The following is a 26,326-nucleotide window of genomic DNA, read 5'->3' as shown; positions in this document are numbered from 1 at the left end:
TTCCTTTCCAGCGCCGGGCGCAGCAAGATCGATCGGTATGGGGGAACAAATACGCATCATCCGTCGGCCAGAGCAACTGTCGACAGGTCGTACCGATTCCGAGATCCGGCAGGCCTGCGCGAGTGGAAATTGGTCCAGAATCCATCGCGGTGCCTACGTACCCAGCGACCACCTGTCCCACCTCGACGCATACGGGCTACATCGATTGCGCGTCGAGGCTGTGGCCGGTACCGCTTCGGCACATGCAGCGGTCAGCCACATCTCGGCAGCGGTGGTGCACGGCTTCGAACTCTGGAACACTCCGCTCGAAGTTGTGCACCTCTCTCGGGACCGACGAGGCGGTGGCCGTAAATCCGCTCGACGACACGTGCACTCGGTATCGTTCACCGACGACGAGGTCACCCACGTCGACGGCCTACGCGTCACGACGCCGGCACGAACTGTTGCGGATCTCGCGAGGACGCTCCCTTTCGAACCGGCTCTCGTGGTGGGCAATTCAGCATTGCACCGTTCAGCGTTGACCAAAGATGCAGTTGCGGCCTCGCTTGCACTCAGCCCGAACCATCCGCGCCATCGACATGCGCTCCACGCGCTCACCGCGATGGACTCGCGCATCGAAAGCGTCGGCGAATCACGGAGCCTCGCATTGTTCCTGCAGGAGCACTTTCCACTCCCCGAACCCCAGGTCGAAATCCACGACGCTCGAGGGTTGGCCGGCCGCGTCGACTTCCTGTGGCGTGAGCAGCGCACCATCGGAGAGTTCGACGGCCGCATCAAATACGGCCGACTGGTGCCCGCCGGGCGCAGCGCCGAGGACGTGCTCTGGAACGAGAAGCTCCGCGAAGACCGACTCCGTGACGCGGGGTGGGAAGTCGCGAGGTGGACGTGGGCCGACCTGTCGACCCCGTCACTGGTGGCAGGTCGGATCCTCGCGGCCTTTGCGCGCAGCCGCGGGGCCGTCAGCTACTGATCGCAGGCTTCCACAGCTCGAGCGTCGCAATGCCGGGTGGGGTGAATCCGAGCACCTGCCCGTAGAAGGACAGCTCGGCGTTGCGTGAGCTGATGATGGTCGACTGCTTGCGGAATCCGTGAGATTCACCCTCGTAGGCCAGGTAGGCATGCGGAATACCCTTGGTCACCAGAGCATCCCGGAATCGCTCCGCCTGCGAAGGTGGCACGATCGGATCGTCGAGACCCTGGAGCAGCAACACCGGGCAGTTCAACCCGTCGACGTTGTTGAGCGGAGCACGTTCCGCGTACAGGTCGGCAGATTCCGGCAGCGGGCCGATCAAACCGTCGACATAGCGCGATTCGAAATCGTGAGTTTCCTGCACGAACAGGTCCAGTTCGGCCACGCCGAAATAGGAAGCACCACAAGCGAACACGTCGGACGTCGTCAGTCCGGCCAGAACGGTCCATCCACCGGCAGATCCGCCTTCGATGGCAAGGCGGGCCGGATCGGCAAGCCCTTGCTCGGCCAACCCGGTGACGGCGGTGACGACGTCCTGCACGTCGACGACACCCCACTGTCCGCGCAGCCGGTTGCGGTACTCACGTCCGTAGCCGGTCGACCCGCCGTAATTCACATCGACGACGCCGATTCCGCGGCTGGTGAAGAAGGCGTAGACGAGGTTGAGGGCCGGGGCGACGTGCGCCGTCGGCCCACCGTGAACAAACGCAACGTATGGCGGCAGTTCGCCGTCGAGTCCTTTGTATCGCGGACTGCGCGGCGGATACGCAACGGCGTGAACTTCTCGCCCGTGTCCGTGAGCCACGACAGCTCGCGCTTCCGGAAGGTATGCAGACTCGGGTAATTCTTCGACCGACGAACGGATTTCGGTGAGTTCGCCGGTACCGAGGTCGAACTCGCGTAACGCGCCCGCCAGTTTCGCGCCTCCCGAGGTGAGCAGCAACCGATCGCCGCGAACCTGCATGAGGCCGATGCTGGTGACACCTGGAATCGCGATGTCGCGCAGTTCCCCCGACGCCGGATCGAGTACCGCCAGCGTGTCGGTTCCCACCGTGCGTGCGGTGAGAAGGTGCCCGTTGTCGAGTTCGACGAACCAGCGCGCACCGAAGCGCCACTGTGGGCCACCGAAATCAGCATCCACCGGGCAGATCGGGGTGATCTTGCCGCCGACGCGATAGATGTTCCACCAGCCGCTGCGATCACTGATTGCGTAGAGTTCGTCGTCGGTGATCCACTCCGGTTGCAGGACGGACTCTTCAAGTCCGCCGATCAGCACGGAGCAGTTCTCAGCGACGCCGTCGACGAGTGGAGCTACCCGCAGTTCGGTACCGTCCCAGGGCATTTGCGGATGGTTCCACGCGATCCAGGCTATTTTGGTTCCACTCGGCGAAAGCCTCGGTGACGAGAGGAAGTCCGAGCCGCCGACGATCGAGCGAACCTTGCCGGAACCGTCCAGCGGAATCGCGCAGATATCGCGAGTGATCGCCCCGCCCTCCGCGTGCGCTTCCCGAACCGCCCACACCTCACCGTTCACGATCTGCAGGTCTGCGTATCGCAACGCGGCCGGCGACGCGGGTTCAGGCGTCAGAGCCCGCGGAGTGACTCCTTCGAGGATGTACACCCGTTGATCGGAGAATTCACTGAAGACCAGTTTTCCGGACTCGGTGACGGTCCAGGCGCCACCGCCGTACTCGTGAACCCTGGTCCGCGCGTTCCACGGCGCAGGGAGGATGTCGACGGGTTGGTTGTCGAGACCGGATCGACGGATCGATGTCCGACCACCCTCGGTCGGACGAAGTTCAGCCCACCAGATCTCGTCACCGACGTATCGTCCACCCTCGACAGGGTGGCCACCTGCAGCCAGATCCGCTGCTCCGATCGGAGAAGTCCACGATCCGTACGGGGCTGCAATCTGCTCGCTGGGGGTCATCGCTCGACAATAGCCAACTGGTCGCGCGACACGGTCCCCGACAATGCACTTGCACAGTGGTGGAATCATGTAACTCGTGAGCACACCAGAACCCGTCCGCCATCGTCAGCCGCAGCGCGAGCTGGAGCAGTCGTCGAAGCTCCAGAACGTCCTGTACGAAATCCGTGGGCCGGTGCACGCGCATGCCGCCCGGTTGGAGGCGGAAGGACACCGGATCCTCAAGCTCAACATCGGCAACCCGGCACCGTTCGGATTCGATGCTCCCGATGTGATCATGCGCGACATGATCGCCGCCCTGCCCTATGCGCAGGGCTATTCGGAGTCGAAGGGCATTCTGTCGGCGCGGCGCGCAATCGTGACGCGTTACGAGCTGGTTCCCGGCTTCCCCGAGCTCGACGTCGACGACATCTACCTCGGTAACGGTGTTTCCGAGCTGATCACGATGACCATGCAGGCCCTCCTCAACAACGGGGACGAGGTTCTGATCCCAGCGCCGGACTACCCGCTGTGGACTGCGATGACGAGCTTGTCCGGAGGCACGCCCGTCCATTATCTCTGCGACGAGGCCAACGACTGGAATCCCGATATCGCCGATATCGAATCCAAGATCACCGACAAGACCAAGGCTCTCCTCGTCATCAACCCGAACAACCCCACGGGTGCGGTGTACTCCATGGAGGTTCTGCAGCAGTTGGTCGATCTGGCACGCAAGCATCAGCTTCTGCTGCTCGCCGACGAGATCTACGACAAGATCCTCTACGACGACGCAAAGCACATCTCGCTGGCAACACTTGCCCCGGACCTGCTGTGCCTGACGTTCAACGGCCTCTCGAAGGCCTACCGCGTCGCCGGCTACCGCTCCGGCTGGGTGGCGATCACGGGCCCGAAGGATCACGCCGCCGGCTTCCTCGAGGGACTCGACCTCTTGGCGTCGACCCGCCTGTGCCCCAACGTCCCCGGACAGCACGCCATTCAGGTCGCCCTCGGCGGACACCAGAGCATCGAAGACCTGATCCTGCCCGGCGGCCGCCTGCTCGAGCAGCGCGACGTCGCGTGGGAGCGATTGAACATGATTCCGGGTGTTTCGTGTGTGAAACCCCGCGGTGCGCTCTACGCGTTCCCTCGTCTGGATCCGAACGTCTACGAGATCCACGACGACGAGAAGTTGGTTCAGGACCTGCTTCTCCAGGAGAAGATCCTGATGGTTCAAGGCACCGGGTTCAACTGGCCGAACCACGATCACCTTCGGATCGTCACCCTTCCGTGGGCCCGGGATCTCGCCGTGGCCATCGAGCGATTCGGCAACTTCCTCACCAGTTACAAGCAGTGATTTCGGCCCGTCGAATCGGGCAAAATCAGGTAAACAATTCGTTGTACAAATACCCCGTAAACGTAAAAGTGCGGCGTATTTGTGAGACCTTCGTCACAACATTCGCATACCAGGCGGTTTGATTGACACTTTAACTATTTAGTGACCTGCCCTGATGCGAAAACGGTCCAACCGGTACGTGATTCGTCGTGAAATTGGTAGTTGGACAACGCGCCAAACCCGATTGAAATTGGGTACATTGGTTATCAGCACTTCGGTGCCGCGAGCACCTGGTATCCCTCCCCCCCCTGTGGATACCAGGTTGGTGGCGGGGACAACCCCCCCCTGTTCCCCGCCACCCAGCTCGACCAATCCCAGTTTCGCCTGTTTCCCGGAAATCACCTGTGCCGACGCTGTCGTCGATCGACACTATCCGCAGAAGCTGACCATTCGCATCTGAGCCGATAACATTGCACCGGTGCAAATCCCCAGTCCGACACTCAGTTTCCGATGAGTCACGGCCACGGCCACGGTGGCCCCATTCAGATCGGCCCCACCGCATCACGCGTCGTCATCGGCTTGCTCGTCGTCATCGGCATGGTTGTCGTCGCGGCAGCTATCGCGCTGTGGCCGGACAAGAACACCATTCCCGTCCCGCTCCCCTTTCAGAATGCCGACGGCAGTTCGGTGGAGACCGAGGCGGGCACCGTCACGATGCAGGATCTCGGCGACTGCGGAAGTTCCTCCGCTGGAAGGGTATTCGTCGGTGCACCGCAACCGCCACCCACCTCCGCCTATCAGTGCCAGCGCAGTATCGTCGATATCGAGTCCGGGCCGAATGCCGGAACGAAGACACTCCTCGAGATCATCCCGGGTGCCGGACAACCGGATCTACGGGTCGGTGACCACATTCGCCTGGTGCGTCAGACCGACCCGAACGGAAACACGCAGTACTCCTTCGAAGACTATTCGCGTGGACTCCCACTGGCGCTGATCGTCATCGCGTTTGCCGTCGTCATCATCGCCGTTGCGCGGTGGCGCGGACTGCGCGCACTCGTCGGTCTGGTGATCGCCTTCGGCGTCGTCGTCGGGTTTCTCCTGCCCGCATTGCTCGACGGTAAGCCTGCGATACCGGTTGCACTGGTCGCCGGCGCGGTGATCTTGTACGCGGTTCTCTATCTGGCGCACGGTGTCTCACTCAAGACCAGTTCGGCTTTGCTCGGCACCCTTGCCGCGATGGTGCTCGCTGCCGTTCTCTCCTACCTCTGTATCGAACTGACGCACCTCACCGGGCTGTCCGAAGAGCAGAACACCAATGTGCAGACCTACATCGAGCACATCGACATCACGGGCCTGCTGCTGGCGGGCTTCATCATCGGATCGCTCGGTGTTCTCAACGACGTCACCATCACCCAGGCATCTTCGGCATTCGAGTTGGCCGAACTCGACAAGCACGCACCCCGCCGAAAGGTGTTCAGCGGGGCGATGCGGGTCGGACGCGATCACATCGCCAGCACGGTCTACACCTTGGTTCTCGCGTACGCCGGCGGGGCGTTGCCGCTGCTTCTGCTTTTCAGCGTCAGCGGGCGCCCTCTTCAGGACGTCCTGGTCGGTGACGCTGTAGCGATCGAAATCGTACGGTCCGCGGTCGGCGGGATTGCTCTGGCGCTATCTGTTCCGCTCACTACTGCTATCGCCGTGATTCTGGCTCGCCCACCCGGTAGTGCGGTCAAGGCCGGCCCCACGTCAGGCGGCCGACACTCTAAACGCTGAAAGCGAGCCTCAGAGTCCGGGAATCGGTGGGAGAACCGGTAACAGAATCGGCGGAAGCCCCGGAATGTAGATCGCGGGCGGTGGCGGCGCGGGAGCGGGCGCGGGCGGCACGTAAGTGTCCTGCACGACTGGCGGAGCCTCGACGACCGGAGGGGCTTCCTCCGTCGTCGTCGGGGGCGGGGTCGTTGTGGTCGTAGGCGGCGGGGTAGTCGTGGTCGTCGGCGGCGGCGTAGTCACCTCGGTTGCCACAGGTCCGGCATCCTCGGAATCGAAGACCTTTCCTCCGTAGCCCAATCCCAACCCCACGATCACGATCGCCGCGATCACACCGGCGCCGAGGCCCGCGAACCGTAGCGGGTTTCTCGGCTCTTTGGATGTCGATTCGACGGGTTGTGTCCCGGCGAGCCAGGACGGGTGTGCGGTTCCTGCCCCGGGTGCCTCGCCTTCGTACATCGCCGAGTACGCCTGGGCGTCAACCATCACAGCCTCGGTGTCGGCGTCATGTTCTGTGCCGAATCCGTCCGTGGCCTGATCACTGTCGGCGACCGCGAGATCTGCGGCCGGATCGAATCGTTGCTCGTGTCGGTTCGGTCGCGGCTGAGGCAGTTCCGCCGCGTAAGGGCTCGGCACCTGTTCCTGCGGAACGGACTTCGTGCCGGAAGCGGCTTCGGACAAGGCATTCGGCCGCTCCGATTCCGCGAGCGTTGCCACCCCTCCGTGGCTGAACGCCTGAACCGGAACGGGTACCTCCGCCGGGGTGTGGATCGGATACGGCGCAAAGATCGGCGCTACAGCCGGAACCTGAACCGGGGCAGATACCGCGCGCGCCGATGGCGTCATCGACGACTCCGCGATCAGCGCAGCACCTTGCGCCGTCACGAGTTCCGGCTGCTCGGGCGCGATGAGGGGGCACTCCAGCCACGCGGCGAGGGTCGCCCGCACGATCGGAATGCGTGCACCGCCACCGATCAGGAGAATCGCGTCGGGGTTACGGCCGGACGTTGCGATGACCTCTCGTATCTCGCGTGCGAAGGCCTCCACCGACGTGACGACCAACGAATCGAAAACTTCCCGCGACAGCAGGAGAAGCCCGCCGGGCCCGGGCAGGCACACCGCACTTCGTGAGGACAGCTGTTCCTTCGCGAGTCGGCATCGCGCCTGCAGTTCGGCATCGCCGCCCGGGTCGGCCGGCGTAGCTATACGGCGACGCACGGTCTGATCCGAGTAGACGAGCTCGTCGAAGTGATCTCCGCTGACCCGCGTCGACCGGGCGGTGACGACGGTAGACCGCATCTGCCTGTCCACAATGCTGATCGTCGATCCAGAACTACCGATGTCGACGACGACGAGTGTGCTCTGGTCGGTCAGCGCGCCGGACTCCTCGAGCATTCGAAGCGTCGCGACTACTTCCGGAACCAGCTCGAAGTTGTCGATGCCTTTCTGTTCGAACGCTGATTGGAGTGCGCCGGCCTGCGCTTGATCCCGGTAGGCGACGACCGTCTTGCTGCCGAGATCGGCATTCTCTGTCAAAGCCACGCCGGTTGCCTCCGCTGCGACTTCCTCCGGAATCTCACGACCGCGATCGACCGCTCTGGATCGGAACACCGGACCACTGTGGTCGGGCGTCCCCGGGCGCGCCAAACGCACAGCGCTGGCTCCCACCGTCACACCCAAAACCAAGTTCATGATCCACCTTCGTCGACCGGCGACGGGTTCCGTCAGCAGACCCCGTCATTCCCCGGCCGGAAGTCTACCCACTGGGCATGGTCTGCGAGGTTCGCGCATCTCACCTAAGGCCTTCTCGCAGCTATTTTTTCGCAACCTGGACGGTCGACCTACCGCCCCAATCCGCGGTAGTTCCAACCGGCGCCGCGCCACAGGTCCGGATCGAGGCAATTTCTGGCGTCAACGATCACCCGCCGCCGAACGAGTGGTTCCAAATCGCCGGGCACGAGTGAGGCGAACTCGTCCCATTCCGTGGCGATCAAGACCACATCAGCATTTCTGCAAGCTTCTGACGTGGAGGTTGCATAGTGAAGGGTGGGAAACAGTCGGCGAGAATTGTCCATGGCCTTCGGATCGAAAACGGTGACCGCTGCCCCGTGCAACTGCATCATTCCGGCAACGTTGAGCGCAGGCGAATCGCGCACATCGTCGGATTCGGGCTTGAACGCGGCCCCCAGCACCGAGATGTTAGCTCCCAGCAAACTGCCGTCGCAGGCTGCCGTCACCAGTTCCACAGCTTTTGTGCGTCGTCGCATGTTGATGCTGTCTACCTCGCGGAGGAAGTACAGAGCCTGGTCGACACCCAATTCCCCGGCGCGTGCCATGAACGCCCGAATGTCCTTCGGCAGGCAACCACCGCCGAACCCCAAGCCCGCATTGAGGAACCGTCTACCGATCCGAGCGTCGTACCCGAGAGCGTCGGCCAACATCGTGACGTCGGCGCCGGTCGCCTCGCACACCTCCGCAATCGCATTGATGAAGGACACCTTGGTCGCGAGAAACGCGTTCGCAGATCCCTTGACCAACTCGGACGTCGCCAGATCGGTCACGAGGAACGGCACCCCCGCGCCCAGTATCTCGGCATACACCTCGCGAAGAACGCCTTCGGCGTTTCCCGGCCGGTCACGATCGATCCCCAGAACCAACCGGTCAGGGCTCAAGGTATCCGCGATCGCGTGTCCTTCACGCAGGAACTCCGGATTCCAGGCCACCTCTACCGAGCCACCCGCCGGCGAATTCGCTCGGAGTCGCTCGCCGAGAGCCGCTGCCGTGCCTACCGGCACCGTCGACTTCCCGACTATCAGCGAAGGCTTTCGCAACAACGGCGCCAACATGTCGATCACCGAATGAACATGACTGAGATCTGCGGCGTACTCCCCCTTCTTCTGGGGCGTCCCCACACCGACAAAATGGATGTCGGCAAAATCCGCGGCATCGGCGTAGGAAGTCGTGAACTGCAGCCGACCCGACGCCAGATTCTTCTCGAGCATGTCGGTCAGACCCGGCTCGAAGAACGGGACCTCCCCACGAGACAACTTGTCGACCTTGGACTGGTCGATGTCGACTCCCAGCACGTCGTGACCAAGTTCGGCCATACACACTGCGTGGGTCGCCCCCAGGTATCCCGTTCCGAACACGGTCATCTTCATGTGTAGTTGGTATGCGTCCGAACTTTCCGAAACGCGTACGCCAGGTGGGCGCGAAACCAACATCGGGCGTACGACGAGTGCGTCGCGCGTGCAACCTATGCTTCTGCCATGCACGTTCTCTTCGTTTGTACGGGAAACATCTGCCGATCACCCACTGGCGAACGCCTTGCACGTGCTTATGCCGCCGAAGCCGGAGTTTCCGGATTCACCGCGTCGAGTGCCGGAACCCGGGCGATGGTCGGACACCCGATCGAGCCGACTGCTGCGAGGGTTCTCGCGGGGCTCGGCGGCGACCCCACGGAGTTTCAAGCCCGACGCATGACAACAGCGCTGGCCTCGGACGCCGACCTCATTCTCACGATGACCGAAAGTCAGCGAGACAAAGTCCTGGCGATGGCTCCGGCGCGCCTCAAGCGCACGTTCACACTTCGAGAAGCCGCACGGTTGGGCTCGCTCGCAGATGCAGCAACTGTCGAGGACCTCGCCGCCGCCAGACCCCGATTTCGTGCCGCCGAACCCGAGGACGTCATGGATCCGATGGGTAAGGAAGAGAACGTGTTTCACGAAATCGGACTTGAGATCGCCGATCTCCTCGGCCCGCTGCTCAGCCGACTTCGCTTCGGTGAGCGCTGAGAGCGGGCACCGCGGTCAACTGCGGTAGCGACTTGTCCGACTCGTAGTAGTAGCTGTACTCGTACGCATTGCGTCCGCGAGACGGCGTCATCGTGATGACAGTGCCCAGGACGTGTGCACCCACACTCTGTAGGTTTCCGACCGCGCGCGCCAGTTGATCGCGCTTCGTGGAGCCGTGTCGGGCGATCACCAGGGCACCGTCCGACATCGCGGCCAGGACCGCGGCATCCGTGACGGGTAGCAACGGCGAGGCGTCGATGATGACGTAGTCGTATCGCGCCCGCAGTTCATCGAGAACATGTTTGGCCGTGTCGGTGCCGAGTAGTTCGCTCGGGTTCGGCGGGATCGGTCCGGAGGCGAGCACTGTCAGCCCGTCGAATTCGGTCGGCTGAAGCACATCGTCCAGCGTCGCTTGACCGGAGAGCACCGAACTGACGCCGACGCTTCCGATCAACCCCAGATACTTCGACACTCGCGGCTTCCGGAGGTCGCCTTCCATCAGGCACACTGATTTACCGGCCTCCGCCAAGACAAGAGCGATGTTCACGGCGGTCGTCGTCTTACCCTCGGAGGGAAGCGAACTCGTGACGACAATGACACGCGGTGGATGATCCACCTCGAGGAACTGAAGGTTGGTGCGCAATTCACGGAAGGCTTCGGCACTCACGGAATTTCCGTCACTGAAAGTGATCGCATGGTTGACTTCGACGACTTTGTCGAACGGGATCGTGCCCACCATTGCCGAACCCGCAATCTCTTCCACCGTTCGACGATCCTTCACCGTGTTGTCGAGTCGATCGCGAATCAACGCAAGCGCGATTCCCGACACCAGTCCCGCCACTGCTCCGAGAGCGAGATTGCGCGAAGTCTTGGGCGAAACGGGAACAGACGGCTCTTGGGCCTGTTGCTCGACGACCACACGTGCAGGCGGCGTTCCGCCGTTCTCGGGTGTCTCCAGTTCCTTTGCCAGTGCGACGAATTCGGACGACAGAGTATTTGCGATCTCTCGCGCGAGCTCCGGTGAAGGATCCTTGACTCCGAGGTCGATCAACACAGTGTCGGGCGCCGACGTCGCAGTGACCTTGGAGGCCAACTCTTCAGCCGACATCCCGCCGACCACCCTCGGTCCCAGTTCGTCGATCGTCCGCTGCGCAAGTGTCCGGCCGGTCAGGAGTTTTGTATAGGACAGAACTCGCTGCTGTGAAAGTTGACTGCCCTGCAGTGCCTCGTTGACCGAGGTACCCGCCGACGTCGAAACGAACAGCCTCGTCGAGGCCTGGTAAACGGGCGTCGAAAGAAGAGAAGCGCAAAGGGCTCCCAGGATTCCGAGCACGGTTACAGCAGCGACTATTCGCCATCTGGCTTGCAATATCTTCAGGTAGTCGACAATTTCCATCTTGATGTCTCCTTCGGCTCACGCATGTCCACTGCGGGTCTGAGCGGTCTTTGCCGGTCAGACCGCGAGGGCGAACCGGGCTTTCTCAATTTCGATATCGATCAGCTGCGACGGACGAAACGTCCTGTGCTCACGGGCGTCCCAGTCCGCGGTAGTTCCAACCTGCGCCTCGCCACTCGTCGGGGGAAAGGCAATTGCGCCCGTCGACGATCACCTTCTTGCGAACGACTGCATCGAGATCGGACGGCTGCAACTTCAAAAATTCGGGCCACTCGGTCAACACCAGGACGACATCGGCGCCTTCGCACGCCTCCAACGCATTTGCCGAATAGGTCAACGTCGGGAACAGCGCACGCGAATTGTCCATGGCCTTCGGGTCGTACACGTTCACTGCTGCGCCTTGAAGCTGAATCTGACCCGCGACGTTGAGCGCCGGCGAATCACGAACGTCGTCCGAGTCCGGTTTGAACGCGGCACCCAGAACTGCGACTCTCGCACCGAGAAGCGATCCGCATGCCTCCCGCGCCAGTTCGACCATGCGTGTCCGTCTGCGCATGTTGATGTTGTCGACTTCGCGTAGGAACGTCAGTGCTTGGTCGGCGCCGAGTTCACCGGCGCGAGCCATGAAGGCACGGATGTCCTTGGGTAGGCAACCGCCGCCGAAACCAATTCCCGCGTTGAGGAATCGACGTCCGATCCGAACGTCGTACCCGATCGCGTCGGCGAGCACTGTGACGTCGGCGCCAGCAGCCTCGCACACTTCGGAAATCGCGTTGATGAACGAGATTTTCGTGGCCAGGAATGCATTCGCTGACGCTTTGACCAACTCGGACGTAGCGAGGTCCGTGACGAGAAAGGGAATTCCCTCATCGAGGAGGTCTGCATAAACCTCGCGCGCAGCAGATTCCGCGCGACCGTGTCGACCGCGGTCGACCCCGAGCACCAGACGATCTGGATGCAATGTGTCCTGGACGGCAAACCCCTCGCGCAGAAACTCGGGATTCCATGCGACTTCGACGCCGTCACCAACCGGTGCCAGTTCCCGCGCGCGCTTACCGAGCCGTTCCGCGGTTCCCACCGGCACCGTGGACTTCCCGAAGATGACCGCGGGTTTGGTGAGCAGCGGTGCCAGAGTTTCGATCACGGCATCCACGTAGACCATGTCAGCGGCGAACTCACCCTTCTTCTGCGGCGTACCGACCCCGAGGAAGAACACGTCCGCAAATTCAGCGGCTTCCTCGTAAGACGACGTGAACTTCAGCCTTCCTCGATCGATGTTTCGTCGTAGGACCTCGCCCAAACCTGGCTCGTAGAAAGGAACTTCCCCTGCTGCCAGTTTCTCCAGCTTTGCCGCGTCGACATCCACTCCGAGGACCTCGTGACCGAGTTCGGCCATACACGCCGCGTGTGTCGCGCCCAGGTATCCCGTGCCGAAAACTGCTATGCGAGTGCTCATGTTGCTCGATCTGCTTTCTCGACAGTGTGTGAAGTGTTGATGGGATGGGTAATTCAGGTGCGCACGGCACCGATGTTGTCTCGGTACCACGAGACCGTCGACGCGATTCCTTCGCGCAATCCGATTGTCGGCCGCCATCCGAGTTCACGAATCATGCTCACGTCCAGAAGTTTCTGCATTGTTCCGTCAGGCTTCGAGGTGTCCCACCGCGTCTCGCCGGTGTATCCGACCTCGTCGGCGACCATCGAAGCGATCTCACGAATTGTGTGGTCCTCGCCGGTTCCCACGTTGACGTGCGATGCACCGTCGTAGTTGTCGAGCAGATGCAGACACGCCGACGCCAGATCGTCGACATGCAGAAATTCACGTCGAGGATTGCCACTCCCCCAGTTGACAACCAACGGCACTGCGGATGACTGCGCCTCGTCGTAGCGCCGAACGAGGGCGGGAAGTACATGCGATCCACGCGGCGAGAAATTGTCTCCCGGGCCGTACAGGTTGGTGGGCATCGCCGAGATCCACGATCGACCATGCTGCCGCCTGGCAGCTTGAACATGGAGTATTCCCGCAATCTTTGCTATTGCATAGGCGTCGTTGGTCGGCTCGAGATGCCCGGTGAGCAGGTATTCCTCCTTGATCGGCTGCGGCGCCAATTTCGGGTAGATGCACGATGATCCGAGGAACAGGAGACGCTCGACGCCGTGTGCAAGGGCAGCGTCGAGCACGTTCACCTGGATACGAAGATTCTCCGACAGGAAGTCGACGAGGAACGTGCTGTTCGCCGCAATCCCACCAACTTTTGCTGCTGCAAGGATCACGTTGGTCGGCTTTTCGCGGGCGAAAAAATCGAAAACAGCTTCCCGCTCACGCAGATCGAGTTCGGCGGAGGTCTGTCCGAGCAACCGTGAGAAGCCGGCAGATTCCAGTTTTCGCCACACCGAAGAGCCGACCAAACCTCGGTGTCCAGCCACGTAGAACGGTGCGCCTCGATCGAGTGGTCGCGCTGCGAATGAATCACTCATCGCGTCGCCAACCAGTCGGGAAGTGCCGGAGTGTCGATCCACGGGCGCCCTTCATGTTCGAGCGCTTCGATGTCTGCCTCGACCATGATTCGAGCCAGTTCGGGTGTGTGCACGCCGGCCTTCCAACCGAGTTTGCGCTCGGCATGGCTCGGATCCCCGATCAGTGCGTCCACCTCGGTCGGCCGAAGATACCGTTCGTCGAATCGAACGTGGTTCTCCCAGTTCAGACCTGCGTGTTCGAAAGCGACTGTGAGGAAGTCGCGCACCGAGTAGTTGCCACCGGTGGCCAGCACAAAATCCTCAGGCTCGTCGACCTGCAGCATGCGCCACATTCCCTCGACATACTCCGGCGCGTACCCCCAATCGCGTATCGCATCGAGATTACCCATGTACAGATGATCCTCGATCCCGGCCTTGATACGTGCGACTGCCCGCGTGATCTTGCGCGTCACGAACGTCTCGCCGCGCCTGGGGGACTCGTGATTGAACAGAATTCCGTTCACCGCGAAGATTCCGTACGCCTCACGGTAGTTCTTGGTGATCCAGTACGAGTACACCTTCGCCGCACCGTAGGGCGAGCGTGGATAGAACGGTGTCTCCTCGTTCTGCGGTGGTGGTGTGGCACCGAACATCTCAGAGCTCGACGCCTGGTAGAACCGGCAGTCGAGTCCGGCCATCCGAACCGCCTCCAGTAGTCGGATCGACCCCACACCTGTCGTGTTCCCCGTGTGTTCGGGTTCGTCGAAGCTGACTCTGACGTGAGACTGCGCAGCGAGGTTGTATACCTCGTCCGGTTTGATCTGCGCGAGCAGCGTCACCAGGCGCGCTCCGTCACTGAGGTCACCGTAGTGAAGGAAAAGCCGTGCATCCGCATGGTGGGGGTCCACATAAATGTGGTTGATCCTCGAAGTATTGAACGTCGACGATCGACGGATCAGTCCGTGAACCTCGTAGCCTTTGGAGAGCAGCAACTCGGCGAGGTAAGAGCCGTCCTGTCCCGTGATTCCGGTAATCAGTGCGCGTTTCATCCTGCGTTCCTTCCGTTGCGGGACAGCCCGCCTGATAGTTGCGAAACCACGGTTGTGGTCCGTATTCCTCCGAATCGCCCGGCAGTCTTGATCTCGCTCATGTGCGTCCCCCCGAACGGCCGAGGAACTTTCGAATGTCACGCGATGCCAACCGAACGAATGTCGAGTTACCGAACAGGTAGCGCCGCCACAGACGTTTGGGTTCCGATGCAAGTCGATACAGCCACTCGAAACCCGAGTTCTGGACGAAAGATGGTGCCTCCGAGACAGTTCCGGCCAAGAAGTCGAAGGCCGCGCCGACACCGACGGCCACGTAGTCGGTTCGATCCGCTATCGCCTTCGTGACAAAATCCTGCTTCGGAGCTCCCAAGCCGACCCACACGATGTCCGGGGCCGACGGACCGACCTTCGTGATGATGTCATCGACGAACTCCTTGCTGAACGCGGCAAACGGCGGGGCATAAGTGCCAGCCACCTCGATGCCCGGGTATAACTCCTCGACTCGATCCGTCAAGAGGCTCAACGTCTCTTCTGTCGTGCCGACAAAGTGGTGACGGAGGCCGTAGCGGCGCCCCTTGTCCAGGGTGGCCTCGAAGAACGACGGACCCCGGACTGGTCGAACACCGACGTGATCGGAAGCGGTGCCGCCGATCAGGCGCATCACCCAGTTGACCGGGGTTCCGTCTGCGAAGTTCACACCGGGACCCTTCAAAACCGCGGAGTAGTCGCGATCGCTGTGCGCCGCCGACACGCAGTAGGAATTCGACAACCTCACGGAGACTCCGGTTCCCGCTCCCTCTCGTCTGTCGTTGACTACCCAATCGGTAGCTCCCTCGAGATTGGTCGCGGCAAACGGAATGCCACCCACCTCGATGACCTCGAACGGACTGCTCATCTGTCTCACCACTTCTTCGAGTTCGTTTGTTGACGTTCATTGCACTGGCCGTAACTGCGCGACAAGACCGATGTCAACCGAGATCGAGTCCAATCACGCTGTGGTTCAAAGAAAGAAAGTTCTGTCTCGACAACCGATCGAGCGATACGAGAGGCGAGAGTCGAGGCCGGAGCAACCGGGATCGCCACGGCGTTACTACCGGCCAGTGTCGGCACACCGCCGAGATCCAAACAGACCACCGGGAGGCCCACCGCAGCCGCTTCGGCCGCCACCCAGCCGCCCGAATCGTGCATGCTCGGGAAGAGCAGAACGGAGGAGGCCCCCATCTCGCCCACCACTTCCGATCTGTCGAGCCACCCGCGAAGCGTGACCTGACCGCGCCGATACGGAAGCGACTTCTCGATCCGCCCGCGGGCGGGTCCCTCCCCGACAAAGGTCATGGACCACTCGGCGCCCAAATGCTCGAGCGCGTCCAGAATCAGGTCGATTCCTTTGTACTGCAACAGTCTTCCTACGAACAAGAGCCTTCGTTTCGGCCTGGGTACCGCTTGCTTCTCGATTCCGTCGTAGTCCAGAACACAATTGGGTTGGATGACGACGTTGCGTGCCCGCGGTGCGCCACGCCCGCTGTCGGAGTTCATCGCGATGAAAGTGTCGACTCGTCCGGCCATGAAGACATGTGTCAGTGACCGAACGGCTTTCGTCGAGCAGGTTCGAACTGCCGTGGTTGCCAGATACCGCATACCGATGCGCTTGGCGAGCGGCATCGGCGGGTAGGTGTTGCCCCCGGCAGGCCCCCATACGAGTCGTGCGCCGCCGGCTCCACCGAACAGCACCGGTGGTGGCAGCCAGTCGGAGGCGAAAGTTGCATGGTGCAGGACGTCGAAGTTTGCCGCTTCACGCCGAACGAACAGTGAAGTGTGCCAGAGCCATCGGAGGTATCGACCGTACGATCCGGCTTCTTCCGCGGTCAAAGTCGCTATTCGCACGACACGAACTTCGCAACCGAGCTTTTCACACTCCGATTCCAAAGCAGGAGCCTCACCGGAGCGAGTCACCACCGTGATCGACTCACACAGTTCGGAAGCCGCCGAGAGAAGCGCCCAACCCGCACCGGATTCACTCCCCTGATTCGGATCGCAGGCGTATGCCGTCATCAACAACCGTGTCATCGCGCTACCACCAGCCTCTGTGCGCGCGGCTTCCGAGAATCGCGGCGGCTGAATCGCTCTGAGAACCAACCGATGTTGCGTGCACCGTGGTCGAGAACCACGCGTTTGATCCGTGGACTGATCAGGGCAACGGGGATCAACGTCGCCGACGCGAGTACGAGCAGAGCGCGTTTGGCACTCTGAGCCGTCAACAGTGGCAGGTCGAGCTGTCCTTGACAGACCGCGAGGATTCGTCCGTTGTTGACATACCGGGCGAAGAGCCAGGAGTCCCGACGCCGATCCTCGTCGACGGGTTCGTACGCAAGCGCCTCGTCGCACCACAACAACCGGACACCGCCGGCGCTCATCCTGAGCGTGAACTCGGTGTCCTCGCCGCCAGGTAGATCCCAGTCGTCACTGAAGTTCAAGCCGTTCAAAGTCTTCAGGTCCAACAACAGATTTCCGGCGCCTGCAGACGCAACCGGGGTGCCGGTCGAATGGCGAACGCGAGTGTGCAATGGAAGTTCTGAGGCAGGCAGACCCACCGGAATCACAGGACCGGCCACAGCACCTGCGTCGAAATCTGCGGCGCAGGTGAGGAGATTCGACAGCCAGTCGACATCGACGTACTCGTCGTCGTCGACGAAGACGATGTAACGACGATCTCGTGCACGGGCGAGATCGACCAGCGCACGTCGCGCCGGAGATACCCCGCCAAATCCGAGATGCAGTCGTTCGATCCCGTCGGCAACATACGTCGGTGTGGTGGATTCCGGATCATTGTCGCCTACTACGACCTGGGCGGAGACACCGGAAGCCTGGATCGATGCCCGGACGCTGTCGATGCATACAGCCAGTTCCGATTCGCGACGGAAGGTCAGAATCGCCACTATGACGCCGCTGGGATTCTTCATGAGAGGTCAACTTTCGGTCGGGCGCCACGGTTCATCGAGACCAGGAGTGCGACGCTCGCGCTGACGCACGCCGACGCGGCCAATGCTCCTGCGACGTGTACGGCGCTGTCGGTCAGTCCTGCCCCGAGAACGATCAGAAACTGCAGAGGCAACAGCAAGGCGCGAAATCTGTTGAGGTTTCCCGTCTTGTCCACGACGCGGATCGACGTGCCGACTCCCAGCAGAATCCCGTTGAACGCCACCGCCAACCCGCAGAGCAGAATGACCGGTATCAAGTTCGGAAAGTGCGGTCCGACCAGATGATCCATCAATCGCACTCCCGAGAGTCGAATCTCGAGTGTGAGACAGATCAGCGAAACGCAGATGATCGAAATCCAGAAGATCTGCAAGCCCACTCGGCGGCCGAGTGCCATGCACTCGCTCGCGCTCATCGCTTCGACACCACTGCCGAACTTACGCATCAGAATTGGCGAGATGCCCGCGAACATCAAGGACAGTGGACCGAGCAGTGTCTGGGCAGTTCTGATCTCACCGATCATCGAGATCGACGCCACCACGGTGAGTATCAAGAACATCGCCTGCTGCGCAGCTGATCCCATCAATATCTCGATCGCAAACGGCACGGATCTATATCGGTGAGTGCGCGAGTACCTGACCGACGGCACCGGCGGTACCAGACGCATGGATGCGTGACCGAGCGCGAGCGCGACGAAGACACCGACCGTATAGGTCACGAGTGCAAGTGTCAGATTCTCGACCAGGAAAGCTGCAATTAGGACGAACGAGAGTGTCACGATCTGTATCGACGCAGAGATCCAACTCGCTCCGTCGTGCATCAGCATCGTACGTATCACGTCCAACACCACGAAACCAGCTGCAGCCAAGGCGTATACCGTGAGATTCATCGAGTCCGAGCCGGCGATCAGGAACAGTGCCCACACCGATGTCACCGATACCGCCGCCAGCACGATCGTGGGTGCCAACGCCGGTCCACGCTCGTCGGACACCGCCCCTCGCGACAGCCAGACGTCGACGCCGATCGCTCTCCCCAGTGCCAGTGCCAACAGACCCGCCGATTGAATCACGGCAACCTGGCCGACTTCGATCGGACCACCGAGTCGTGCCACCGAGGTGAGAACGACAAAAGTGAGGACGCTCGAAAGCCCTTGATCGGCCATGAATGTCACATACCGAGTGCGATCGTTCACGATCTCACCTCGTTGATGAGCTCACGCATCGACGTCGCCGCCTTGCGCGATGTGAAGCGATTCGAGTAGTGACGATAAGCGGATCTGCGTATCGCCGATCGGTCGTCCGCTCCGAAGATTCGGTCGAGGGCCTCGCGTATCGACGACTCTTCCAAGGTATGGAGAGGCGTTCCGCCCGGTCCGACGATGTCCGCGAGTGCACCGCTGGTTGCGTAGATGACCGGGGTGCCAACCGACATCGACTCGATCGCAACGCGTCCGAACGGTTCTGCCCACTGAGACGGCACCACGGACGCCGCACTGTCGCGGAGTATCTCGATCACATCTTCGTGTGAAGTGAATCCGGCCAGCGTGACGTTGTCGAGAGCTGCGCTTATGCTGGAGATCTCGCCGTACTGCGGTCCGTCACCGAGAACTGTGAGCGAGGGACTTCCAGCGCCCTGCGGCCAGTTGCGCACCAAGTCCAGGACGCCCTTCTCCGGTGTCAGTCGGCTGACGCACACGACCGAATCAGTGCTCCGGAACTCGGGTTCATTTTCTTCGAATCCGAAGTTCGGACGAACCACGACGCGGCCAGAATCGATCAGTCGTCCCTCGACCAGACGTGCTGTCATCGCGCTCGTTGCGACAAACCTGTGCTGCTTCCACCCCAAGACGCTGATCTTGACCGCCGCAGCGCTCAGGTAGCAGACAAGGCTCTGCAGTCGGCTGTTTCCGTAGCATCCGTTGCGGACACAACTCGTGAAGTAGTTGGTGGAACCGCATTCGGTGCACGTGCCATCTGCGCGCAACTTTGCTGACGGTGTGGCGAGGCGATAGTTCCGAACCGCCTGCAACGTAGGAATTGCGGCGGCTCGTGCGGCCACGAGCAACGAAGCCGAGAACGCCGGCCAGAGATTGTTCACGTAGACGATGTCCGGTCGCTCCGAACGAATGATGCGCAATGCATCGACGAGTACTCGAGGACTGAACACTGCGGTGACTGCCGCCCACGGTCCCCGGGAGATCTTGGAATTCTCGGTAGTGCACTGAACCGTCTCGTATCCGATCGATTCGAGGAGCTTGGATTCGTTCGCGAAGCTCTGCTCCTCACCACCCGGATTCCGATAGATCGCATGGAACATCAAGGCTTTCGGCGGCGTGGATCCACCGGCGGACGTCGGGTTCACTTCAGGCTTCGAACGCGCTACATCGAACGACTTGTACATCTCACTGACCTCCTCTTCGCTCCGGAGCGAACCCGTACGCACGACCCCTACAGATCGACAATTCGGCGTTGCCTGCACTGTGAGAGCGGTGCGTCGAGGGTCCGTACGGCGCCAGGAAGACCCATGCGATCAGCCACATGGCGCCGAAGAAGAGCGTCGACTCCGTCAAGTCCATCGAGAAGACGAGAACCATGATCGCGACGACGGCGATGTACTCCGTTCTGCTGCGAGCTCGCCCGAGCGCCGTGTTCAGAAGCAGGTAATAGCCGGCCAACAGCAGCAGGAATCCGATCCAACCGATCTGGAGACGAATGTCGAGCATTCCGTTGTGCGCGCTGGTCGCCGGAAAGGACAGCTTGGACCGGATCATCTGTCCGACAACGCTGTCAGGTGCCCAGACCGAGCCGAAGCCCCAACCGAGCAGGGGCCGCTGTTCGGCGTAGTACTCGGATACCGTCCAGAGATGTAGCCGGCCGGTCAACGTGACATCTCGCGAGAGTAGCGCTGCGACATCGGGTCCGAGCACCTTCATCGCGCCGGACACCCCGATGTACAGCCCGATGATCACCGTCGAGGCAAGGCGAGCGTTAGGTGTCCGTCGAAGGCACTTCAGAGCAAGCACTGTCGCCAGCGCAATCCCTGCAGCGACGAGACTGGTCTGGCTCCGGGCTTCGAACAACACGATGCCGGCGACAGCCAGTGCCGCCACCCACGGAATACGCTTGACGTCGGGAAGCATGAGCATGACAGCAACAAGGACAACTTCGATCGCAGCCATTCGGCCCAAAGTATTCTTGTGCGTGAAGATTCCGCGGTAGGCAACAGCGCGGGTATCCACATCGATGCCGGTCGAAGGATCGAGGACCACGACCATCAGCGACAGCACCAGTAGTACCAGCAAGGTGACGGCCACAGTCCGCACTCGCACCGGGAAGGTCAACTCGCGGGCGACCATGATTCCCGTGATCGCCAGGCACACGATGACGATGCCGGCGACGACGGAGTTCCGGGGCAACGTCGACCAGTACCAGCTGGTTGCCGGAACGCCGGCCGCGATCAGAAGCGTGAAGACAGGCCAGGACGCGTTGCGTGAGTATCGCCGGTCGAGGAAGTAGACCAACGCGAGTGTCGCCGAGAGAACAGCCGAACCGTGTACGAGCAACGATCCGAGCGCTGTCTTCTGCGTGTAGGCCTGAAAGGCTCCGCTCGCGCCGATGACCGCGATCACCAATGCCGTTCGCAAGATCAGCGGATTGTTCGGTGCCTCATTTTCGCAAGGCGCCGGTGCCGCATTCTTGTCAGTAGGCGCCATCACTTCCCACCACCGCCTTGAGCGTCTTCGCGACGATCATGACGTCACCCATCATCGACCAGTTGTCGACGTAGGAAAGATCAAGGCGGACAGTGTCTTCCCACGACAGATCAGAACGTCCGCTGACTTGCCACAGACCGGTGACACCGGGCTTGACCAGTAGCCGGCGACTGACCGCACCGTCGTACATCTCGACCTCGCGCCGAAGCGGTGGCCGCGGTCCGACGACGCTCATCTCGCGCCGAAGAACATTGACGAACTGGGGCAACTCGTCGATCGAGTACCGACGCATGAAGCGACCGACCGTCGTCACACGCGGATCATCTCGCATCTTGAAAAGCACTCCGGCGCCTTCGTTCTCCTTCATCAGCGCCGTGACTTGAGAATCCGCATTCTGGACCATCGAGCGGAACTTGAGCATGGGGAACGGCTGCCCGTCCAACCCCATCCGCTCGGACTTGTACAGAACCGGCCCCTTGCTCGTGAGCTTGACTGCGATCGCAGCCGCCAGAAGCACCGGACTGATCACGGCGAGTACCACGGTCGAGAAGACGATGTCGAAGGTCGTCTTCGTGAACTTCTGCGCGCCGTGATAGCGCGGACGCTCGACATGGATCAGCGGAAATCCAGCGACCGGGCGCATCGACAGTCTCGGTCCGGACACATCCAGAATCCCTGGTGCAACAACAAGGTCCACATGATCGCGCTCGAGATCCCAGGCCAACGTGCGCAGCCTTTCCGGTCCGAATCGCTCCGACGCCGTCACTGCCACCGTGTCGGCACCGACCTGTTCGATTGCGTCCGTGACACTGTGCTCATCTCCGAGCACCGGAATGTCCCGACCGTTCACTGTGACAACTTCGCCCACGTCTCCTCCGTAGCCAGGTACGCAGACTCCGACGACTCGGTATCCATGGGCATCGTCTCGCTCGAGGTTGCGTGCAAGATCGACAACTGCCCCTCGCACACCGACCACAAGTACGGCAGTTCGAAATTCACCTCGGGCTCGCTCACGAGCAATCACCCGTCGCCAGATCCAACGACTCGCGATCAAGGCGGTCAATCCCATCGGAAACGCCACGGCGAGGTACAGGCGCGCGATCTCCAGGTGAAGGAGAAGGCTGGCGATCGCAATCAGTCCGAACAGGCGGAGCGTTCCGACAGCGATCAATCGGTACTCTTCAGGGCCGCTTCCGATCACGCGAGGAGATCTGGTGCGAAATACTCTCAATACGGCGAACCAGCCGATAATCAGGGCGAAAGACAGTGCGGTGTAGCTGAAATGGCCGAACGCTTCACCGTCGACGACGTCCGCGTCGCTACCGAATCGCCACCATTGAGCCAGAAACACAACTGCCGCAACAATGATCGTGTCGGTGATCGCCAGACGACGAAGATACGCAGATTGCCATTTCCTGCGTGCGGAAACTCCACCAGCCCTCTCGGGCGCTACTCGTCGGTGTTGTTGTGGCCGTTCTTTCGTGGGCGCGGCCATCTCGAGAACCGTCATGTGTTCAGAAACCTTTCCCCATGCACAAAATTCGGCCTGAAGCTGTTCGCCGGCCGAGGTCCATCGGACCGCCTTGCCGAATCCCGAAACTTCGACAGCGAAGCAACTGCTCCGCATTGCTGCGTTCAGTGCGAATGGTCGCATTACGTGCGCCTTGCAGTTAACCCGGCGACTGTTGTCAGGCCTCGGCCCAACTGTCGATTTATGCGGCATTGCCGCAGCTCACACCCCATGATTGAAGCAGAGTCCACTAACGACCCAAACACAGGACGATCGGCGATTTCTCCTCGCCCGCTGACGTCGCCAGCCTCGATATTGTCAGGACTCACGTCTTGGCAATTTTTCGGCTAGCTGGTCAGTACCAGTGAGGAGTTTGCCACATTCCGGACAGTGTGGCAATAGCGCTTTCCGAACTTCTTCCGAACGCCAGCATTGAGGTCAGTTATTCACCCTCTAAGCAGGAGGGTGCGAACATTCCTCACCATTACCATTGCGTACCTATAGTTTTCATCGCCTTGATCAATTGGACTCCACGTTTGGACGGAAACCAGCACGCAGTTGGTAATCGCTCTGCAAACCATACTTTGATGCGTTCGGCGTCGCCTCAGACCTGGACGATTGTCCGGCACTTGGCCTCTGCGCGCTTTACTTACGACTGGCCGGCAATGCGCGAACCTACGGTCGGGCGACACCGAGAATTTAGACATGCGAAAGGAGGAGCCTGGACCGCCACTGACCGTCCATGCGGTGCAGAAAGATTTGCAGCACAATCCAATTCGAGAAGGGGGAATTGAGCAGCCGTTCGACTACAAACTACCGACGGCTATGTCCATGGCAAGCATGCACGGCCATGGCAAGAGTGCGTGGCCGCGTATAGGTCAACTGACGCTCGACATGCTCGTTGGCGCCCAGTAGCGGATCGTGTCTCTCGAACAGCCGAGGTTGCGGTCGACTGATCAGCTGGGCGCACGCTCGCGAGTAGACCCCCGCAAACCTCGATGGCCTTGCGTGAACCCACGTTCATCTCGTTGCGGGCAATCAGGACTCGACCGAGGCCCACCGGTTGTGTGGCATACGTGAGCATCTCCTGCAGCGCCGTCGACGCGATACCTTGCCGGCGTTCCGGCGGCCGGATTCCATAGCCGATATGACCACCGAAATCGGCCAAGATCTCGTTCATGCTGTGCCGCATCTGGATAGCACCGAGATACCGGCCGCCGCGAGCGATCCACCAGTTGGTTGCCGGGACAATGTCGGGCCCCGTCCACGACTCTGGCTGCGCCAACAGCTACTGCACCCACTGCCTGAATCCAGCACAGGATGCCAGACCGAGATCTAGACGTTGCGCAACTCCAATCGCCGAACCGTGCTGGTCCGCCTGCGGTCAGCCACACTCGTCACACGACTCCAACAGGAAGCTCACAACGGCTCGTCAGGCGCAACCAGATCGAAAGCCGTAGCGGCACCGGTCAAGTAGGACAGGTCAGACCGCAGCGTCGCAGACTCAGAGGACCCGACTAAAGAATTGCGTCCGATTCACCACACGCAGAAGGGCCCTCGAGCATTGCTCGAGGGCCCTGTGAGGCGTCGGGATTTAACGTACGACCAGATCAGTTGACTGTCGACGTTACCCTTCGTTCGCCGACTGGATTGCTGTCCACGGAACCTCCCACGGCCACGTCAGCGACAACCGGATCGGAATCGTAGTAGTACTTGTACTCGTAGACACCACGACCGTTCAGCGGGGTCATCGTGATGACAGTGCCGAGAATTGTCGCGCCCACACTGTGGAGATTGCCGACCGCCCTGCTCAGCTGATCCCTCTTCGTCGAGCCGTGACGAGCAATCACGAGCGCACCGTCCGCCAGCGCTGAAAGCACTGCAGCATCCGTAACCGGAAGCAACGGCGAGGCGTCGATGATGACGTAGTCGAACCTTCTGCGGAGATCGGTAAAGACTGCATGGGCAGTGTCAGTCCCCAGCAGTTCGCTCGGGTTCGGGGGAATCGGACCTGAAGCAAGGACCGTCAGGTCAGCATTGCTCGTGACTTGAAGTACGTCGTCGAGATCTGCTTGCCCAGCCAAGACCGAGCTCAGACCGACGCTTCCGATAAGTCCAAGGTACTTCGAAACGCGAGGCTTACGGAGGTCACCTTCGACGAGACACACCTTCTTGCCTGCCTCGGCCAGCACGAGTGCGATGTTTACCGCAGTCGTGGTCTTTCCCTCGGAGGGAAGAGAACTCGTGACGACGATGACACTCGGTGGACGATCCACGGCCAGGAACTGCAGATTGGTTCGCAGTTCGCGGTACGCCTCGGCACTTGCGGAGTTGCCCTCGTGGAAGTTGATCGCTTGATGAACTTCACGTTCCTTGTCGAACGGAATTGTTCCCACCATCGCCGCGCCGGCGATGTCTTCGACCACCTTGCGCTCTTTGACGGTGTTGTCCAGGCGATCACGCACGACAGCCAATCCGATCCCCAGCAGAAGCCCGATCGCGGCACCGAGCGCCACGTTCCGCGAAGTCTTCGGCGACACCGGTTCCGCGGGAGTTTGTGCTCGCTGCTCGACAACGACGCGCGCCGGCGCTGTGCCACCATTCGCGGGCGTACCCAGATCTTTGACCATCACGACAAACTCGTCCGACAGCGCATTTGCGATTTCGCGTGCCAGTTCAGGCGACGCATCTTGCACGCTCAAATCGAGAAGTACAGTATCCGGCGCCGATGTGGCGGTCACCTTCGACGAGATCTCCGCCGCGGACAGCCCACCCAATCGATCTGACCCCACTGCATCGATTGTTCGCTGCGCGAGCGTCTCCCCAGTGAGGAGCTTGGCGTAGGAGGTGACCAACTGCTGTGAAAGCTGGTTGCCTTGGTAAGCCTCGTTCACGGTCGTTCCAGTGGAAGTCGACACGAACAGGCGCGTGGAAGCCTGGTAGACCGGTGTCGCAATCAACGAGGCACCCAAAGCGCCCAAGATCACAACCACGGTGACGACAACGACTATTTTCCACCGTGCCTGCAAGATCTTCAGGTAGTCCCGTACATCCATCGTCGAATCTCCTTCGGCTCGAGCACGTAGTACGTATTCGAGTAGTAATCGACAGCCGCTTGTCGAGCCGCTGCACTCAATCCAGGCTGAACGAGGCAGCCAATCTTTTTATCGCGCGTCCCTGCGTCACAGAGAGGTCGATCCCGAAACAGGCAGGGACAAGAAACCTTCGTGGCATCTCACGCATCTCAGTTCGTGGTCCACACTTGACGGCACGACTACATGTTGACGCAGCGGCGAACCTGCGACACGGACATCTGGTCCAGTTCTCTTCGTCAGCCTCATCGGCCGACACCGCCACCTGGAGTTCACTGCACATCGAAGAGAGCGGACGTAACGTGCAGCCAGGCTGAACTCTACTGTGTCGTGGTTCTTTTCACCACCGCAACGCAGCATCGAA

The 26,326-nt window shown here is 61.1% G+C and carries 20 protein-coding genes; 4 read left to right on the top strand and 16 right to left on the bottom strand.

Going from position 1 to position 26,326, the window contains the following annotated elements; translation table 11 throughout:
- The first annotated feature begins 37 nt into the window (after positions 1-37).
- Positions 38-970: a hypothetical protein gene (locus R4P70_RS12415; RefSeq protein WP_317830875.1), complete on the top strand. Its 933-nt coding sequence runs from the start codon at positions 38-40 to the stop codon at positions 968-970.
- On the opposite strand, the gene R4P70_RS12410 is transcribed toward R4P70_RS12415, so the two are convergent.
- On the bottom strand, positions 960-2,900 hold the full coding sequence (locus tag R4P70_RS12410) for a prolyl oligopeptidase family serine peptidase (protein ID WP_317830874.1): 1,941 nt from the start codon (positions 2,898-2,900) through the stop codon (positions 960-962). The genes R4P70_RS12415 and R4P70_RS12410 overlap by 11 nt on opposite strands.
- 76 nt (positions 2,901-2,976) lie before the next feature.
- Here R4P70_RS12410 and R4P70_RS12405 point away from each other — a divergent pair, with 76 nt between their 5' ends.
- Both R4P70_RS12405 and R4P70_RS12400 read left to right on the top strand, forming a co-directional pair.
- Positions 2,977-4,230: a pyridoxal phosphate-dependent aminotransferase gene (locus tag R4P70_RS12405; RefSeq protein ID WP_003943683.1), complete on the top strand. Its 1,254-nt coding sequence runs from the start codon at positions 2,977-2,979 to the stop codon at positions 4,228-4,230.
- A 489-nt stretch (positions 4,231-4,719) separates the two neighbouring features.
- Positions 4,720-5,982 carry a YibE/F family protein gene (locus R4P70_RS12400; protein WP_019747414.1) on the top strand — a complete coding sequence of 421 codons (1,263 nt, stop codon included), beginning with the start codon at positions 4,720-4,722 and terminating at the stop codon, positions 5,980-5,982.
- A 9-nt stretch (positions 5,983-5,991) separates the two neighbouring features.
- Here R4P70_RS12400 and R4P70_RS12395 read toward each other — a convergent pair whose 3' ends face one another.
- Positions 5,992-7,668 (bottom strand): Hsp70 family protein, encoded by a 1,677-nt coding sequence (locus tag R4P70_RS12395; RefSeq protein ID WP_235867835.1) that lies wholly within the window; start codon positions 7,666-7,668, stop codon positions 5,992-5,994.
- 149 nt (positions 7,669-7,817) lie between these two features.
- Positions 7,818-9,137 (bottom strand): UDP-glucose dehydrogenase family protein, encoded by a 1,320-nt coding sequence (locus R4P70_RS12390; RefSeq protein WP_069146130.1) that lies wholly within the window; start codon positions 9,135-9,137, stop codon positions 7,818-7,820.
- 108 nt (positions 9,138-9,245) lie between these two features.
- On the opposite strand from R4P70_RS12390, the gene R4P70_RS12385 reads away from it, so the two are divergent.
- On the top strand, positions 9,246-9,770 hold the full coding sequence (locus tag R4P70_RS12385) for a protein-tyrosine-phosphatase (RefSeq protein WP_020906582.1): 525 nt from the start codon (positions 9,246-9,248) through the stop codon (positions 9,768-9,770).
- Here the strand turns inward: R4P70_RS12385 and R4P70_RS12380 are convergent.
- The 13 genes from R4P70_RS12380 to R4P70_RS12320 form a co-directional block, all read right to left on the bottom strand.
- Positions 9,742-11,166 (bottom strand): polysaccharide biosynthesis tyrosine autokinase, encoded by a 1,425-nt coding sequence (locus R4P70_RS12380; protein ID WP_019747418.1) that lies wholly within the window; start codon positions 11,164-11,166, stop codon positions 9,742-9,744. The two genes, R4P70_RS12385 and R4P70_RS12380, sit on opposite strands and share 29 nt — an antisense overlap.
- 130 nt (positions 11,167-11,296) lie before the next feature.
- On the bottom strand, positions 11,297-12,622 hold the full coding sequence (locus R4P70_RS12375) for a UDP-glucose dehydrogenase family protein (RefSeq protein WP_020906581.1): 1,326 nt from the start codon (positions 12,620-12,622) through the stop codon (positions 11,297-11,299).
- Between the two features lie 53 nt (positions 12,623-12,675).
- Positions 12,676-13,644 carry a GDP-L-fucose synthase family protein gene (locus tag R4P70_RS12370; protein ID WP_029254711.1) on the bottom strand — a complete coding sequence of 323 codons (969 nt, stop codon included), beginning with the start codon at positions 13,642-13,644 and terminating at the stop codon, positions 12,676-12,678.
- Positions 13,641-14,672 carry a GDP-mannose 4,6-dehydratase gene (gene gmd / locus R4P70_RS12365; protein ID WP_019747421.1) on the bottom strand — a complete coding sequence of 344 codons (1,032 nt, stop codon included), beginning with the start codon at positions 14,670-14,672 and terminating at the stop codon, positions 13,641-13,643. The genes R4P70_RS12370 and gmd overlap by 4 nt, the downstream gene beginning before the upstream one ends.
- Positions 14,673-14,769: 97 nt before the next feature.
- Positions 14,770-15,567: a WecB/TagA/CpsF family glycosyltransferase gene (locus tag R4P70_RS12360; protein WP_019747422.1), complete on the bottom strand. Its 798-nt coding sequence runs from the start codon at positions 15,565-15,567 to the stop codon at positions 14,770-14,772.
- A gap of 5 nt (positions 15,568-15,572) precedes the next feature.
- Complete coding sequence (locus R4P70_RS12355; protein WP_021343206.1) at positions 15,573-16,739, bottom strand: glycosyltransferase family 4 protein; 1,167 nt, start codon at positions 16,737-16,739, stop codon at positions 15,573-15,575.
- A complete protein-coding gene (locus tag R4P70_RS12350) occupies positions 16,736-17,632 on the bottom strand; it encodes a glycosyltransferase family 2 protein (RefSeq protein ID WP_019747424.1) in 897 nt (298 codons plus the stop codon). Before R4P70_RS12350 ends, R4P70_RS12355 begins: the two co-directional genes overlap by 4 nt.
- Positions 17,629-18,840 carry a hypothetical protein gene (locus R4P70_RS12345; protein WP_069146126.1) on the bottom strand — a complete coding sequence of 404 codons (1,212 nt, stop codon included), beginning with the start codon at positions 18,838-18,840 and terminating at the stop codon, positions 17,629-17,631. Before R4P70_RS12345 ends, R4P70_RS12350 begins: the two co-directional genes overlap by 4 nt.
- Positions 18,837-20,048: a glycosyltransferase family 4 protein gene (locus R4P70_RS12340; protein ID WP_069146279.1), complete on the bottom strand. Its 1,212-nt coding sequence runs from the start codon at positions 20,046-20,048 to the stop codon at positions 18,837-18,839. The genes R4P70_RS12345 and R4P70_RS12340 overlap by 4 nt, the downstream gene beginning before the upstream one ends.
- 1 nt (position 20,049) lies before the next feature.
- A complete protein-coding gene (locus tag R4P70_RS12335; protein ID WP_317830872.1) occupies positions 20,050-21,360 on the bottom strand; it encodes an O-antigen ligase family protein in 1,311 nt (436 codons plus the stop codon).
- Positions 21,347-22,870: a sugar transferase gene (locus tag R4P70_RS12330; protein ID WP_269577931.1), complete on the bottom strand. Its 1,524-nt coding sequence runs from the start codon at positions 22,868-22,870 to the stop codon at positions 21,347-21,349. Before R4P70_RS12330 ends, R4P70_RS12335 begins: the two co-directional genes overlap by 14 nt.
- Positions 22,871-23,693: 823 nt before the next feature.
- Positions 23,694-24,062: a GNAT family N-acetyltransferase gene (locus R4P70_RS12325; protein ID WP_372461248.1), complete on the bottom strand. Its 369-nt coding sequence runs from the start codon at positions 24,060-24,062 to the stop codon at positions 23,694-23,696.
- Between the two features lie 418 nt (positions 24,063-24,480).
- Positions 24,481-25,926 (bottom strand): polysaccharide biosynthesis tyrosine autokinase, encoded by a 1,446-nt coding sequence (locus R4P70_RS12320; protein WP_019747429.1) that lies wholly within the window; start codon positions 25,924-25,926, stop codon positions 24,481-24,483.
- Between the last annotated feature and the right edge of the window lie 400 nt (positions 25,927-26,326).

This window comes from Rhodococcus sp. IEGM 1241, assembly GCF_033142365.1.
GTDB lineage: Bacteria > Actinomycetota > Actinomycetes > Mycobacteriales > Mycobacteriaceae > Rhodococcus_F > Rhodococcus_F erythropolis.
Note: the sequence above shows the minus strand (reverse complement) of the source record. Positions and strands in the feature narration are given on the sequence as shown.